Origin of the sequence: Vibrio scophthalmi LMG 19158, from assembly GCF_000222585.1 — a bacterium.
Classification (GTDB): Bacteria; Pseudomonadota; Gammaproteobacteria; order Enterobacterales; family Vibrionaceae; genus Vibrio; species Vibrio scophthalmi.
This window is the reverse complement of record NZ_AFWE01000156.1, coordinates 18,117-34,120: the sequence shown is the minus strand read 5'-3', so window position 1 is coordinate 34,120 and position 16,004 is coordinate 18,117. Positions and strand designations below refer to the sequence as shown.

10 protein-coding genes are annotated in these 16,004 nt (G+C 42.9%); 7 read left to right on the top strand and 3 right to left on the bottom strand.

Going from position 1 to position 16,004, the window contains the following annotated elements; genetic code table 11:
• Positions 1–34 precede the first annotated feature (34 nt).
• Together RH88_RS12155 and RH88_RS12150 are read left to right on the top strand one after the other, a co-directional pair.
• Entirely contained in the window at positions 35–5,164 is a 5,130-nt protein-coding gene (locus tag RH88_RS12155) for a diguanylate cyclase (protein ID WP_005596328.1), read from the top strand.
• 186 nt (positions 5,165–5,350) lie between these two features.
• Positions 5,351–6,352, top strand: coding sequence for a glycosyl transferase family 90 (locus tag RH88_RS12150; RefSeq protein ID WP_005596327.1), 1,002 nt, complete (start codon positions 5,351–5,353; stop codon positions 6,350–6,352).
• 261 nt (positions 6,353–6,613) lie between these two features.
• Here RH88_RS12150 and RH88_RS12145 read toward each other — a convergent pair whose 3' ends face one another.
• The gene (locus RH88_RS12145; RefSeq protein WP_005596326.1) at positions 6,614–7,474 is read right to left on the bottom strand and encodes a LysR family transcriptional regulator; all 861 of its coding nucleotides are present in this window, start codon (positions 7,472–7,474) and stop codon (positions 6,614–6,616) included.
• A 99-nt stretch (positions 7,475–7,573) separates the two neighbouring features.
• Between RH88_RS12145 and RH88_RS12140 the strand changes: the two genes are divergently transcribed.
• Both RH88_RS12140 and RH88_RS12135 read left to right on the top strand, forming a co-directional pair.
• Positions 7,574–8,638, top strand: coding sequence for an HlyD family secretion protein (locus RH88_RS12140; RefSeq protein ID WP_005596325.1), 1,065 nt, complete (start codon positions 7,574–7,576; stop codon positions 8,636–8,638).
• Between the two features lie 18 nt (positions 8,639–8,656).
• Positions 8,657–9,664 carry a DUF2955 domain-containing protein gene (locus RH88_RS12135; protein WP_005596324.1) on the top strand — a complete coding sequence of 336 codons (1,008 nt, stop codon included), beginning with the start codon at positions 8,657–8,659 and terminating at the stop codon, positions 9,662–9,664.
• 90 nt (positions 9,665–9,754) lie between these two features.
• Here the strand turns inward: RH88_RS12135 and RH88_RS12130 are convergent, their stop codons facing one another.
• Together RH88_RS12130 and RH88_RS12125 are read right to left on the bottom strand one after the other, a co-directional pair.
• Positions 9,755–10,534 carry a hypothetical protein gene (locus RH88_RS12130; protein WP_005596323.1) on the bottom strand — a complete coding sequence of 260 codons (780 nt, stop codon included), beginning with the start codon at positions 10,532–10,534 and terminating at the stop codon, positions 9,755–9,757.
• 309 nt (positions 10,535–10,843) lie between these two features.
• Positions 10,844–11,857 (bottom strand): LacI family DNA-binding transcriptional regulator, encoded by a 1,014-nt coding sequence (locus tag RH88_RS12125; protein ID WP_005596320.1) that lies wholly within the window; start codon positions 11,855–11,857, stop codon positions 10,844–10,846.
• A gap of 198 nt (positions 11,858–12,055) precedes the next feature.
• Between RH88_RS12125 and RH88_RS12120 the strand changes: the two genes are divergently transcribed.
• The 3 genes from RH88_RS12120 (at position 12,056) to RH88_RS12110 (ending at position 15,910) form a co-directional block, all read left to right on the top strand.
• Positions 12,056–13,516 carry a glycoside hydrolase family 32 protein gene (locus RH88_RS12120; protein ID WP_005596319.1) on the top strand — a complete coding sequence of 487 codons (1,461 nt, stop codon included), beginning with the start codon at positions 12,056–12,058 and terminating at the stop codon, positions 13,514–13,516.
• A 9-nt stretch (positions 13,517–13,525) separates the two neighbouring features.
• Complete coding sequence (locus RH88_RS12115; protein WP_005596317.1) at positions 13,526–14,908, top strand: PTS transporter subunit EIIC; 1,383 nt, start codon at positions 13,526–13,528, stop codon at positions 14,906–14,908.
• An 84-nt stretch (positions 14,909–14,992) separates the two neighbouring features.
• Complete coding sequence (locus RH88_RS12110) at positions 14,993–15,910, top strand: aminoimidazole riboside kinase (RefSeq protein WP_005596315.1); 918 nt, start codon at positions 14,993–14,995, stop codon at positions 15,908–15,910.
• Positions 15,911–16,004: the final 94 nt, after the last annotated feature.

Here is a 16,004-nt window from a genome sequence, read left to right as displayed (position 1 = left end):
GGAATTAAAAGCAAACTGTCAAGGATGAGAAAGGATGCTGTTAGAGGGATTCTCACAGATAGAGCTCGTTTATCGAGGTCATCAAAATTACGTCTACCGTGCGAAAAGAACGGCAGATCAGGTTAGCGTTGCACTTAAAACACCCGCCAGTGCCTTTCCAACCCCCCATCAACTAGCGGCTTTAAAGCGCGAATACCTGATTCTCTCGGCACTCGACGGTAATGGATTACCATTGGCACTCGACTATATTGAAGCTAAAAATAGCGCTTTTCTGGTCAGAGAATGGGTCGAAGGAGAATCTTTACGTGATTATATTAAGCACAACACCATCTCTTTCTCGGCCGCGCTCGAAATCAGCACCAAAGTAACCAAACTGATTGCCTTATTACATCAACAAGGCTTTTGCCATCGGGACATTTCAGCAGGCAATGTGCTCATTAACCGTGATAGCGGTAATGTCACCCTCATCGATTTTTGCTCTTCACTTGAGTTTCCAAATAGGTCTCGAACCGTAATCAACCCTAAATTCATCGAAGGGTCAAGAGCTTACATGTCTCCTGAACAAACAGGACGCATGAATCGCGGGCTTGATTTTCGAACCGATTTTTATTCATTAGGCGTCTTACTGTATGAACTCTTTACCGGACGTTTACCGTTTGAGACAAAAGATAACAATGAACTTATTCATAGTCATATTGCTTTAGAGCCGACGCCCATTTATCAAGTTCAACCAAGCGTTCCTCGCGTTGTGTCAAAAATAGTCAAAAAACTGATGAAGAAATCTCCCGATGCTCGCTACCAAAGCGCGGAAGGGGTTGATGCAGATTTAGAACGTTGCTTGAATAATTGGATGCAAGGTGGCGACATTGATGATTTTGAGCTCGCTAGCCAAGAACAACATGACTGGTTCTTAATTCCAGAAAAGCTATATGGGCGAGAAAAAGAAACCAAACAGCTTCTCGATGCATTCCACCAAACTAGCCTTGGTAATGGACAACTCCTATTTGTTTCAGGTCATTCAGGCATTGGCAAAACATCACTAATTCGTGAACTCTACCGTCCACTCACCGCACAAGGCGGCTATATCACCAGCGGAAAATATGACCAAGTTCTGCGTCACCAACCCTACTCTGCCATCTTGCAAGCGCTGTCAGGTTTTATCAAACAAGTCATGGCGGAAGATGGCGAAACCGTGCAATTTTGGCGACAAAAGATCCTCTGCGGCATAGGGGCCAATGCACAAGTCGTGATCGATGCTCTGCCTGAGCTAGCTTGGTTAATTGGAGAACAGCCATCCCCGCAAGAGCTCTCTATGGAAGCTGCCTCGATTCGCTTCAATACTGCCTTTCAAAATCTACTGACCAGTCTTGGAGCAGCGGGTAAACCCATCGTCCTGTTTATTGATGATCTGCAATGGATTGATCCTCCAAGCCTTACACTGCTAGAAGCAATGGCGCCGACACTCAGCCACTCTTCCCTGATGATTATCGGCGCGTATCGCAACAATGAAGTTGCCGAGACTCATCCTCTCACAATCGCAATGCCGGGGATCAAAGCAAGTTGTCCGAACATAAGCAGTATTGAATTGTCTGCACTTTCTGCATCGACTCTGCACAACATACTCAATGATGCGGTCGAGTTACCCCCATCAGATGCAAAGCAACTCAACCAGATGTTATTTGAACGAACCAATGGTAATCCATTGATTTTTAAAACCATGCTGGCAACCATTCATCATAAGGGGCACTTGTATTTTGACTACAAGCAGAAGAGGTGGAACTGGCATAAAGAGCAAGTTACCAAATTAGCTAAGGCGGAAAACTCCGTTTCGATGCTACAAAGTTATATGAACAAATTGGAGATGAGCACGTTTGAACTGCTGCAACTAGCCAGTTGTATCGGCAATACTTTTAGTCTCAAACTATTGGCGAATTTAGCCCAATTGCCAACAGATTCGGTCGCGACGGCTCTATTACCAATCGTGACTCAAGGGCTATTGCTGCCTTTAGACGATGATTTTGAGCTCCATACTATTGCAACAACCGGTCAATTACCCGATATCACACTTCGCTTCGCTCACGACCGAATTCAACAAGCCGCCTACACCAGCGTTTCTGACCAACAACAAGTCAATTTGCACTGGAAAATCGGTCAATGTTTACTTAGCCAAATTGAACAGCAACACTGTGACTATAAACTGTTTGATGCTGTTGAACATCTCAATCAAGGACGCTGTAATGCTAACAGTGAGCAGCAATTAACACTGATAAAACTGAATCTAAGAGCGGGCAAAAAAGCCAATCAGTCAGCGGCGTATAGTGTTGCTTACTCCTGTTTAGATAATGCATATCAATTAGTCGCGATTAATCGCGAAAACGTCGCTGATGACATTTCTGTTGAAGTGAATTTAGCTTATGCCCAAGCGTGTTATTTAGTGGCGAGATTTGAGAAAGCTGAAACGTTGTACAAGCAGCTTAGAGAGACGTTAAAAAACAAAAGAGATAAACTTCGCCTCGCGACAATTCAAGCAAAGCAGTACCATCACCAAGGCTTATATCAAAAATCTGTCGAGTTTGAATGCGAAGCTCTTTCACTGCTTGGCATTCATTTACCAGACAATGATGAAGCGCTACTGGCGCTGTTTGCAAGTGAAAAACAGCAAATAGAAGCTCAACTCCAACAAACCGAACTAGACGCGCTATTTATACAGCCCGAAATCGATGATGCAGAATTCATGCTCACTCAAGAATTGCTGTTTGACCTATTCGGTGACGCCTATCTACTTGGGAAAGGACCACTCATTGCCGTTGCGGCTGCCATTAGCGCTCGGATTTCAATTGAACGAGGAAACTGCCCTATTACATCTGTTGGTTACATCAACTACGCGACTGTTTTATGCTCTAGTGGTGAATATCAACAAGGCCACGCGATTGGCAGCTTAGCGATCAAATTAGCAGATAAGTATCAAAATCCAGCATTCAAAAACTACACTTATCATGTCTTTTCGTTGGGAATTAATCACTGGTTAGCGCCACTAAATTCGAGCTATCACTATTGGTTTGAAGCGTCAAAATTGTCACAGGAATCGGGTTCTCCCTATGCTGGCTGGGTGTTTCTACAACTTCCTCACTTATTATTGGCATCAGGCGCGCACTTAAAGGCTGTCGAATCACAAGCTGAAGATAGTTTAAGCTACCTTTCTTCAAACCGATTGAATGACATGGCTGATTTACTCAACATCATTGTCAATCAGCCTCTACGCCATCTAAAAGGAGAAACCCACCGATTCTCCTCTCTTGACGATGACCAGTTTTCAACCACTGACACCTTGGCTGCTTTTAAAGACGCCCCTTTCTTTTATGGTCACACTGTCTACTCGGTTTTACGAGCCACACTACTTGCGCGGGAAATACAACCAACAAGTCAGTTGCTTGAATGGCTTCCAGTCATAGAAAATACCGTACAAGCACAGATTATTTTGGTCGATAGTTACCTCTATACTGGGCTACACCTGACTGCCAATTGCAGTTCGTTAATCGGTCAAGAACGGGAAGATTTACTCACGTCGATAAGAGGCATTTTAACTAAATTTGAACTTTGGGCCGATCTCTGCCCTACTAACTATCGACATAAGTACCTATTGTTAAAAGCTGAAATCGCAAGGCTTAATAATCAGCCGATGTTAGCCATTGACTATTTTGAACAGGCAAGAGATAACGCCCTCGAATCACGATTTCTTCTCGATGCGGCTTTAGCCGACGAACTCACGGGACTATTTTGGCAACAGCAGAACAAAACGTATCAAGCCAATACCTATTTCAGCCGCGCCTTAGCAGGCTACGAGCAATGGGGGGCTACCGGTAAGGTTAATTCGCTCATTGAGCACTATCCTGATCTTCAATCTGCAAGAGATAAGCAACCCCAACCACTAAGTACCGCGATTAGTTCAACATTAGGGACAGAAGACTTCTCAGCCACTCTTGATATGGCTTCCGTCGTGAAAGCTTCGCAAGCCGTTTCGCAACATATCCATATTGAGAAACTCGCGGAAGAACTTCTTAGTTTAGCGGTTGAAAATGCAGGAGCAACGCGTGGGTTACTGCTTTTAGAGAAAAACGGCGAGTTTCTTGTGACCCATCAAATTGAATCCTCATACGACTCTGACGAATTGATCGTAGAAGACTTAACCTTTGGGAGTAACGTCGGTAGCAGAGTAAGTTGCTCTGAAGATTCTCCTCTGCACTCAAATTCACCCTCACCAGGTATTACAGATGTCATATTTTCACATGCCGTCATTCGTTATGTGGTAAATATTGGTGAAGCCGTGGTTTACACCCCGACCAATCATGACGAACAATTTGACCGCTGCCCATACTTAGCAGCAAAAGAAGGTATTTCGGTATTATGCGTACCGATTCTACGCGGCAAAAAAATGTCTGGCATGCTCTATCTGGAGAACCATCACATGGCCGATGCTTTCCACGCCGACAGAGTACAGACATTGAAAATCATCGCCTCTCAAGCGGCCATCTCGCTCGAAAATGCCACTATTTATCAAGATCTTGCTCGTTTAAACCAAAATCTAGAAGCCATTGTTCAAGAGCGTACTCAAGCGCTGCATGACGCAAACGATACATTAACAGAGCAAAATGCTTCTCTCTACAAGCTTTCCACGACCGACCAACTTACCGGCCTTTATAACCGACGCTATGTGGAAGAACATATAGATCAAGCTATCGATTCTCTGACAGAGAGCAGCCAGACCATTTGCGTTCTGATGTTGGATGTTGACCACTTTAAAGCCATTAATGACACCTATGGTCATAACATGGGTGACAAGGTGCTTGTTAGTGTTGCCGATACCATCATTAATTCAACCCAACCTGGCGATATCCAAGGACGCTGGGGAGGCGAAGAGTTCATCGTTCTGTGCTCAACCAATATTGAACTCGCCGCCGAGCGCGCTGAACGAATCCGACGCAATATGGAAAAAATCAACTTATTGGAAGCAGGTAACGTCAGCGTGAGTGTAGGGGTGACATCTTGTCAGCTTAAAGACTCTATAGACACGGTTTTAAATCGGGTCGATCAAGCGTTATATGAAGCCAAACACAATGGACGAAACCAAGTCATCATTAAAATAAGTACGCCAGAAGACTCTTAATGAAGCACCGCTTAAATTGAAAGTAAGCTCCACAGCTGTAGAAAACGAGACTTACTGATGATTAAGTAACCTAGCCTTATTGAATGGGCATCGCGAACATTTACTAAATTTGAGATCCCCCTTTTAAGGGCGACAAATTCAGAGATTCGACAATCAACATATAGTACACTTGCCACAGATTCAGCAATGTTAGTTACAGAAAACAACAAACTAGGCTTAGACACTCAGGTATTTATGGTTTTTTCGTCTTCATACAGTAATTCTTCAAAACATGCTTTTTATATTCAAGCCATTTTGAGAGAATTGATACCTTCTTATTTTTATAAAAGAAGAAAAGAACAGTTATTATCATTTATCGACAACGAAGATATTGATAGAAGAGTTAACTATTATTTAAAAAAACACAATCATTTTTCCGTAACTTCCGATGCAAAAGTGATTAATGAATTTAAAAATGAAAAACCAAGTGCTTACTATTATGATTTAAAACAGTACTTAAAATATTTTCCATCCAACTTGAAGTTTAATCATCGTTTTGGTGACGAAACACATTTAGAATCTTATCCATTTTTCGTAAAAGCTCGCCCAATTAATGGCAATAATGAAAACGCTGTGCTTATAAATCTCGATAAAAATCGCCACTTTCATTTTTTAAACGATCCTTATACGTACGAGCAGAAGAAAGATCTACTTGTGTGGCGAGGTGCGGCCTATCAAGAGCATCGCAAGCGTTTTATTCAAGAGTACTATCTAAGCCCTCTGTGTAATGTTGGTCAGACTAACAAACCTGTCGAAAACGTGCCATGGCAAAAAGACAAATTGTCCATTGATGAACAATTACAATATAAGTTCATTTTGTCAATTGAAGGTAATGATGTCGCCACAAGTTTAAAATGGACATTATCGTCAAATTCACTTTGTTTGATGGTCAAACCAAAATTTGAAACCTGGTTTATGGAAGGAACGTTGATTCCCGGTGTTCACTATGTCGAATTAAATGAAGACTATTCGGATCTTGAAGATAAAATTCAATATTATTTAGCACACCCTCAAGAAGCAAAGCTCATTATTAAAAATGCGCACAAATACATTGATCAGTTTCAAAACCCTCTGATTGAAGATGCAATTTCGATATCGGTCATGCAACGCTACTTCGAGTTGTCTAACCAAATTTGTTCATCTACATAATGACACTAGACCATCCTTAGAGACCGTTATCTTTATTCGATGAAGGTCTCTAAGCCCTCAAAAATAGCCTCACCACAGGCTAGGAACAACAACGGTAGTCTGTCATATGATTTCGTCGCCAAACAAAACCAATCATACACAGACTACCGTTTTCATTTCGAATCACATACTCCTCCGCTAATGGAAATTACGTTAGAGGTTTTTATCGCCTTCCCTCATGAAACGTACATATCTAAAAGCCAATAATGACATACGATCAAATCACCCAAACTTCTCCCGAAAAAGCTCAATCAGAACTTTGACCTTGTTGGGTAAGAACATCGCTGAAGGGTAAATCAAGGTTAGGTGCTGTTGTGGATGACGGTAATCCGGCAGAACTTCCACCAGCAGCCCTTCAGCTAAGGCCGGCTTGGCGTGTACATGGGGAAGAAAAGCGATGCCGTTACCTGCTATCGCCATCGAACGCAATAAATTGAGATCGTCAGAACGCAATGCGATAGGTAGCGACGGATCGAGTAAATCGGCGTTATATCGATTTGTCAGTAAACGATGGCCGGCTAAGTCCTCGATCGAGTTAATCGCAGGGTGATGGTCAAAATAGCTCTTAGCCACAACAAAGTGGCTTCGATAAGGCAGTAAGCTGAACTGTACATAGCTATCATCATTGACCTTCACCATGCTTGGTAATAACTGAATATCAAACGCCTGCCGCTTTAAATCGACACTTTCTTGATGGCTTTCAATTTCAACACTGATATCAGGAAAACTTGATGTATATTCATCGATGATCGCGGTAAGCGTTGGTGATGCCATCAATGCCGCAGGAATCGCCAAGCGTACCTTACCGCCCAACTTATGTTGATATTGGCTCATCAAGCGAACCCCTTGCTGAATATGCTCAATCGGCTGCGCCATCAGTTCGAACAACCGCTTACCATGTTCGGTTAATTCAATGGTACGAGTGGTCCGTATCAACAACTGACATCCCATCGCTTTTTCCAATTCTTGCAAGCGTCGGCTCACTTTTGAGCGCTGTAGCTGATTTTTTTCAGCAGCCGCGCTGATCCCACCATGGAGAACCGTTTGGGTAAATAGGTAGATATCATCAATACTGGCTTTCATTGTCCTACTTTTAGTTCATTCATGTGGTATTTATGATTCTACCGAAATGTGACGCCGATCTCTATAATTCACCCCCACCTCCCTAAAAACAGAAATACCATGACGGCTGATCAGAAATTCAAGCATTGGATGCGCACACTAATTGTCCTATTTATTGTTCTATTTTTATACATCATCGTTGCTGATCGATATGTCCCACTCACTACAGAAGCACGCGTACAAGGCTACGTTGTTCAGATTGCGCCAGAAGTATCTGGGAAAGTCACCTCAGTAACGGTCACCAACAACCAAACGGTTAAGAAAGGTGAAGCGCTGTTTACCATCGATCCTCGCAAATATGAAATTGCACTCGAGCGAGCTCAGTTATCCCTACAATCGGCTTATGAAAAGGAAGCCAGTTTGTATTCTCAACGTGATGCGGCACTGGCCAATATTGCACGCGCCAGCGCAACCTTTAATAACGCTCATCATGAGTACTTACGCTTACAAACTCTATCGAAGAAAAACATCATCTCACAATCCAGTCTTGATAGCGCTTTCGCCCAAGATCAAGTAACACGAGCCGTTTTAAAAGCAGAACAACAAGCCTTAAAAGTGATCGAAACTCAATTAGGCAATGGCAAAGGGCAAAGCACTCCAGTACGACTCGCCTTAAATGAGATCGCTAAAGCGCAGCTTGATCTTGCCAACACGTCAATCGTCGCACCAAGCGATGGTGTGGCGACCAACGTACAGTTGGAAGAAGGAACGACCGCTAATACCAATATGCCGCTACTGACCTTTATTCCAACCGGTTCCATGTGGGTCGCTGCAGATTTTCGCGAAAAATCGGTGGCCCAAGTAACAGAACAATATGCAGCATTGATTGCCTTTGATGCACTACCTAGCCAAGTGTATAACTTTGCACTCACCAGCCGAGATTATGGCGTCGCCGCGGCACAACAGACACCAAATGGGGCATTAACCAAAGTGGAAGTAAATAACCGCTGGGTACGCGATGCACAACGAACTCGCGTGAATTTAACCAGCGAACAGTCACTGCCAACTGCCCTCTTTATTGGTTCTCGCGCTACCGTGGTCTTGTATCCGAGCAATAGCATTTTTTGGCAAACAATGGCAGAAGCGCAAGTTCATCTAGCTAGCTGGCTTCATTATGTTTACTAAGCAGATAAAGGCGAACAAATGAAGGTGTTACGTATTTGGTTTGGTTGCTCAGCAGGCCTTGCTCTGAGCATGTTATTCAATTGGTCTTATGGATTTTTTGCCATCATGCTGCCCCTGTTTGTACTTGGCCGCATGGACAAATTCCATCTACCGATGGTGCTCAGCATCTTATTTTCAGCAGTATGGACAACACTGCAAGCCACCTTCATTTTAGAGTATTTGCAGTTTCACCCATTGATCATGACCGTCGCAGTTGGGATCATGATGCTATTCGAATGCATCGCCATGATGAAGCCGCAAACCTATTTATTTGGTTATATGGGGCTGCTGGTCGGATCGATTGTGCTCAATTTTGCTAGCTATGGCTTTATTGATATTGAAGAATTTAACATCAATCTTTGGGTTATCGCAGCCAGCAATATCATTATTTGCGCCTTGGCGTATTGGTTGTTTCCCGAAAAGACAAACTTCCCTTCCCAAGAAGAAGTCATAACCCCGGTTAAAAGTGATATTGATTACATCAGCCAAGTCGCCATGGGTTGGGTGGTTGCGATGGTCGCCTTTGTTTTATTTCAAGTAGCGGATTTATATGATTCTCTCTCAGCACAGGCTTCCATCTTAATTATTCTCACACCGATGACGTTAGCGGGAGCGATGGGCATGGCGAAAATTCGTATAATAGGCACGGCGCTTGGCTGCATCGCAGGCTTGGGGGTTCAACTTATTCTGGGGCATTGGTTTAGCAATGGCTTATTGTTTTGGCTCGCCTTTACCATCGCGATGGGGCCATTCTGCCTTTGGCTAACCAAAGGGCAAGTGAAAGCCGCTATCGCATTTTCAGCCATGTCGGCACTCTCTGTCCCTTTAACAACCTCTTTGGTGCCAGAGCAAAAAGATGCCCTATTCTCGATCCTATATCGCTTCAGTTCTATTTTTGTTGCGGTAACATTAACCGCAATGGTGATCTGGCTGGTTCACCATTGGTTGCGTATCGCACTATTGAAAAACCACCTTCGGCTGAATTAATCCTACCAAGTTCAGCACACCCAAACTTACCTTTCTTAGAGCATAAAAAAGCACTCAACAATGAGTGCTTTTTAACTTTATATCAACACCTTAGTGCTGAATTGGTGTACTGATATATAAGGTTTTATTCAACGTTGTCGTGCTTGGCTCCAGTTCGAAGTTCCAGTTACCAACGATCGGCGTGTGGTAGCCGCCTTCAACCACAAATTCAACCATCTTGTTGGTCTTCTTCCAGATTCGGACCATTCCGTCAACATTGCTGGTTCGAATAATGCTATGAGCAATAGGATCTGCACAACCCGGTAAAAACTCCCCCTCATTCAAAGTAATCTTATATAAAGTGCGATTAGAATCGATAAGGAAGTCTTCCGCTTTAACGCTATCGACATTAAGAGTCGCGACTTTATTGGCTAGAAGATGCGGCGTATCTGGTGGCGTCACATCAATCTCAACAGGAATACGAATACTAAGATCATGATCAGTGGAAAGCACACTCTTATCCAAAGTGAAATCGATAAAGTTCACCGCTCGGTGATCTAATTCACCGGAGATACGATAGCTGATTTTATTTTGACTAACACGATACGGACGGACAACATTGTGGGTTGAAAGGCGAGTCGCGTCACGCAACGTGTTTACGTTAGTCGTGTTTAATGTTGCACCGTCTAACTCCACATGCAGTTGGAATCCGTACAAAATATGCTGGTACGGTAAAAGATCATAATTCACTTTAATCGTAGGTACGTTGATCCCGTAGCGGGCAGCATCTTCTGCTGATAGCGTATATTCATGAGCAAACGCGGATGAGGCTAAACCTAGAGACAGAGCAGAAGCAATCAACAGAGCCGAAACTGACATTTTTGTTTTCATAATCACACCTTTACCTGATATTGATTAGTTTTATGAATAGTTCAGATCAGTAAATAGCTTGAAAACAATCAATCCCGCAACTGTTTCACGAAACGTGTAATCAATATTGAGAGACTAGTGCAAAATGTGTGTATATTGACTATTTCCAGATTTATATATCGATAAAGCTTAGCAAGCGATCTTCCCACTTTGCAAAAAAATCGACTCTAATCCGCTGAAAGCATAAAGTTTATATCCCAACCCCGTGACATAAACTGTAAAAACTCAACCACAATGCAAAGGGAGATGTTAGCAGATTGCCCTCGCTTCTTACGGCTCTTTAAGGATCTCGTAGAGACGATCTTGTATCGCAATCGTTGGGGAAGAACGCAGTACTAATGTCGGTTCTAACAAATACTCAACGGCTTTATTAGCGATCCTCTGCTCGTGGTAACCATTTTTAAGCGCATCAAGCATCAATTCAAAACCACGCAATGCTATCTGGTGCATTGGCTGATGAACACTCGAAAAACCAAGAGATTGCGCAATATAGGTATCATCAAATCCCACAATATCCACCCGCTTACTCATTTGGGTGTGATTCAGTTGGTTGTGGAGATGACTGGCAGAAATATCATCAGAGCAGAAAATTGCTTCTAAAGGCACCTCTGACTGCAGTATCTGTTGCTCAACGAATTGTTGAAGGGATTGCGTTGTATAAGGCGTAAGAATGCATTTATCGCTTAGCATTCTGTTGCTATCTAACAAGGCTCTTTTGAAACCTATAAATCGGTCCGATTGCTGGTTTGTACTGCCAATAAACCCAATGCGTTGATAACCCCGCTTAATAAAGTGTTGAGCAACCAAACGACCACCATGTTGGTGATGAGTGCCAATACTCAAACACAAAGGAGACGTCGCCGTAAGCAAAATTACTGGGAAAGAGGTATTCTGCAAAGGAGCAATGTGTTGCTCTTTTAACGAACGTGGAATGAGAAACACGCCATCCACACGATGATGCTTGCACTCTTCTAAAAAGGTCTGTTCCAGCTTTAAGTTGTTGCGGCTATTGAACAGTAAAATGCTGCGCCCGTGCCTATAAGCCTCTTCTTCTAATACATCAATTAATTTAGAAAAAAACGGATTGCTCATGTTGCGCACAATAACACCAAACAGCTTAGTGGCCTTTCTCTTCTTTGGCTCTGGTTTTTGGTAATCAAACTTTGCAATCGCGGCCTCTACTGAGTGCCGGGCGGCGTCAGAGACCTTACCACTGTTATTGATCACTCGAGATACTGTGGCAATTGAAACACCCGATTCTTTAGCAATATCTCTGATAGTCATTCTCTAACTCATGATGGGATTTCGGATAATGGTGCTCATCATACGATGAATGATGTAACAAAATTTTGTGTTACATCACAGATGTATCACCAACCTACGGTAATGATAACTTACTTAACGATAGATTCTGGCAACTGGTTTCTAAAGCGATAAGGAATGCCTATTATCACCCAAACAAATTAGTTATCGGCTATCACAGTGGATTTAGAAAAATACAAAACAATTAATAGTGCTACCAGAGAAGAAAGTGAAAATTTTGACAAAATTCGCTGCAACAACGTATATCGTCCAATCTTTCACGTCACCCCTCCTCATGGGCTATTAAACGATCCAAATGGATTTTGTTATTTCAACAATGAATATCACTTATTTTACCAATGGTATCCATTTGGCACTATTCACGGCATGAAACATTGGATGCATCTAACCTCATCTGATTTATATTCATGGCAAGAGCACGGAAGTAAAATAACACCGATTGAACAATACGAATCACATGGGGCTTATTCTGGCGCGGCTTTTATTGAAGATAATTCAGCATATTTATTTTATACCGGTAACGTAAAACACGGAAATGAGCGTGATGCGAATCAATGCCTTGCTACTTTGCATAAAGATAATCGCGTCGAAAAATCGTCCCATAATCCGATTATCTCATCATTCCCGAAAGGTTATACCGGCCATGTAAGAGATCCTAAGATCGTTAAGAAAGGCGATCTTTATTACATGCTACTTGGCGCACAGCGAGAAAAGGATTTAAAAGGTTCGATCATTATCTATAGCTCAAATAATTTGATTGATTGGTCTTTAAAAGGTGAGCTATCAATCGATATTGATGCTGACTTTAATGAAGCATTTATGTTTGAGTGCCCCGATTTACTTGAGGTTGATGGTAAAGATGTGCTGATTTTTTCGCCGCAAGGCATTTCACCAAAGCAAGAAAAATTCCACAACCGCTATAACGTTGTGTACTGCATTGGCAAGATTGATTGGGCATCACTCACATTCACCGTCACTCATTGGGATGAGCTTGACCGTGGATTTGATTTCTACGCACCACAAACAATGGCCAATTCACCCATTGAGCCAACGTTAATCGCCTGGGCTGGCACAGATAATAATTTGCCATCAGAGCAATATGGTTGGGTTAACTGCTTAACTGCACCAAGAAAATTATCGATTCAAGACAATAAGCTTCATCAAACCCTAGTACCGATGAATGAACATAATGCCAAGCCAAGTTTGGCAAGTTCAGAACTAGCAAGTGGTGAAGTGATTAGATTAGAGTCTTTGTCATTTTCACTCGACATTGATTACGCTCAAACATCAAATCTATCGATTATTATTTCTGATGATTTTGACCATGAATTTATTTTCACTGTCGACAATAAAAACAACAAGCTTGTAATGGATCGAACCCATTACAATCATAATTCAAAAGAATATGAATTTGGTTCCATTCGTTCTTGTATATTAACCAAAAAAAGCAGTGCTCTAACTCTATCCTGTGACCAAAGTATTATCGAACTATTTTCAGATCAAGGACGCAATGTATTTACGTCACTATTTTTCCCATCAAACGGAAATCAATATTTAAAAATAACGTTTGATGAAATTTCTGAAATAAAAGCAACCCTACAATATATTAATAAGATTTAGGTAAACACTATGAACTATGATGCAATTACCAATGAGATACTTAATAGTATCGGCGGCATTAGTAACATTAAAAACGCAGAGCACTGTGCAACACGCTTACGCTTAATTTTGAAAGACAATGACAAAGTCAATGTTGACGAAGCCAAATCCATCGAGCAGATCAGTGGTTACTTTTATCAATCAGGCCAACACCAATTCATTATAGGTACTGGCAAGGTCACTCACGTCTATAATGCATTGAAACAAAAGCTTGGCGGTGCTACAGAAGGCGCCGATTTTAAGCAAGACGCATTTTCTGATATGACCACCAGCCAAAAAGTGGTTCGCACGCTCGCAGACATTCTGGTTCCACTTATTCCAGCGCTCGTGACAACTGGTTTGCTAATGGGCTTGCGTGGCATGCTGCTACATTCAGGAGTTGAGTTCTCACCAGAATTATTAGCCCTATTTAGCATGCTAACGGATACTGCGTTTGCCTTCTTACCGGTGTTGATTGCTTTTTCTGCCTCGAAAAAATTTGGTGGCAACCCTGTTATCGCTATTGTGGTTGGCTTGATGATGGTCGCCCCACAACTGCCAAACGCATGGGCGGTTGCCAGTGGTGGAGCAGAACCAATGATGGTCACTTTGTTTGGGTTCTCTTTCCCATTAGTAGGCTATCAAGGCACGGTTTTACCAGCCATCTTCGCCGGTTGGTTCACCTCTTATCTAGAGCGAAAGCTGCGCACGTTTGTTCCAACCAGTATGGACCTAATTATTACCCCGTTTATGACCATTACGATTGCGATTGTAGTGATCCTATTTGGCTTTGGTCCTCTACTGCAAAGCATTGAGCATGGCTGCACATCACTTGTTCGCATGGCGCTAGATTTACCACTCGGTTTTGGTTACATCCTATATGGTGCATTCCAACAGATGATTGTCATTACTGGCCTCCATCACGCTCTGGGTGTGATTGAAATTGGTTTATTGAATGACACCGGCTTAAACCCACTGCAACCACTAGGTACGGCTTCAATGGCGGGTCAATTTGGGGCAGCAATCGCGGTTGCAACACTGCTGAAGAACAAACAGAAAAAGAGCAATGCATACGGCGCGTCAATGTCGACACTATTTGGTATTACAGAACCACTATTGTTTGGCGTAAACCTTCAATATGGCAAAGTGTTTATCTTTGGCATGGTTGGTGGCGCGGTGGGTGGATTGGTCACTTACATTCTAAACATCAGCGCGACTGGCATGGGCATTACCTTTATTCCTGGTATCTTACTGTATTCACATTCCCTAACGGCAGTACTTGGTTACTTAGCGGTTATCGTGAGCGCATTTGCGACCTCATTCATGCTAACTCGCATTTATAATCCAATTAAGAGAACAAGCGAACACCAATAGAGTCTCTATAATTTATTGTTGCATTAGCATCGTTTTAGGCCCGAAAGTTCACATTCGGGCCGATTTATTAAAGTGAATAATAAAATGAATAAAGTTTGGTTAACGGGTGATGCCGTCGTCGATTTGATACCTGAAACATCAACGACCTATTTGAAATGTCCCGGTGGTGCACCAGCCAACGTGGCAGTGGGTGTTGCTCGCTTAGGTGGTGATTGCGCCTTCTTTGGACGAGTTGGGCAAGATCCTTTAGGGCTCTTCATGCGCAAAACATTGGCTGCAGAAGGTGTCGATGTTACCTACCTTCAGCTTGATAAAGCACAGCGAACCTCCACCGTGTTGGTTGATTTGGATGAAACCGGAGAGCGTACGTTTACATTTATGGTAAAACCAAGTGCCGATCAGTTCGTTGAAAAATCGGATGTGCCTTCCTTTTCATCGGGAGAGTGGCTACATACCTGCTCGATCTCATTAGCGAATGAGCCTAGCCGAAGCGCGACTCTATACGCGCTATCGGCCATCAAAGCTGCAAGCGGATTTGTTTGTTTTGACCCAAACTTGCGTGATGAAGTTTGGCAAGATCCATCAGAGATCAAACACGTGGTAATGCAAGCTATTGCCTTGGCTGACGTGGTGAAATTTTCTGAAGAGGAACTGCTCTTTTTAACCGACAGCGTAAATTTAGAGCAAGGATTGGCGGCGCTTGGATCACACAATATACCTTTAGTGGTGATCACCTTAGGATCGAAAGGTGCACTCGTGGTATTTGAAGGCAAGCAGCGCATTATTTCAGGTATTTCAGTGAATGTCGTCGACACCACAGGCGCTGGTGATGCGTTTGTATGTGGCCTTTTGGCGCAGTTATCTCAGCACTCAGAATGGAACAACATCACGGTTATTGAGCAGGCAGTTCGCTGGGGCAATATTTGTGGTGCATTGGCCACCACGCAAAAAGGCGCCATGACAGCCCTTCCGACACTGCAAGACTTACTCGCACGAGAATAACTCTGCAATCCTAACTAATGGATTGCTCAGCGAAGGTCGACTCAATACTCAATCGAATGATCGGCAATTCACCTTGTCCAAACCTTTAAGCCCG

Bases quoted from the DNA above. Each gene is read 5' to 3' on its own strand.
- RH88_RS12155 (WP_005596328.1), top strand. From the start codon at position 35: ATGCTGTTAGAGGGATTCTCACAGATAGAGCTCGTTTATCGAGGTCAT.
- RH88_RS12150 (WP_005596327.1), top strand. From the start codon at position 5,351: ATGTTAGTTACAGAAAACAACAAACTAGGCTTAGACACTCAGGTATTT.
- RH88_RS12145 (WP_005596326.1), bottom strand. From the start codon at position 7,474: ATGAAAGCCAGTATTGATGATATCTACCTATTTACCCAAACGGTTCTC.
- RH88_RS12140 (WP_005596325.1), top strand. From the start codon at position 7,574: ATGACGGCTGATCAGAAATTCAAGCATTGGATGCGCACACTAATTGTC.
- RH88_RS12135 (WP_005596324.1), top strand. From the start codon at position 8,657: ATGAAGGTGTTACGTATTTGGTTTGGTTGCTCAGCAGGCCTTGCTCTG.
- RH88_RS12130 (WP_005596323.1), bottom strand. From the start codon at position 10,534: ATGAAAACAAAAATGTCAGTTTCGGCTCTGTTGATTGCTTCTGCTCTG.
- RH88_RS12125 (WP_005596320.1), bottom strand. From the start codon at position 11,857: ATGACTATCAGAGATATTGCTAAAGAATCGGGTGTTTCAATTGCCACA.
- RH88_RS12115 (WP_005596317.1), top strand. From the start codon at position 13,526: ATGAACTATGATGCAATTACCAATGAGATACTTAATAGTATCGGCGGC.
- RH88_RS12110 (WP_005596315.1), top strand. From the start codon at position 14,993: ATGAATAAAGTTTGGTTAACGGGTGATGCCGTCGTCGATTTGATACCT.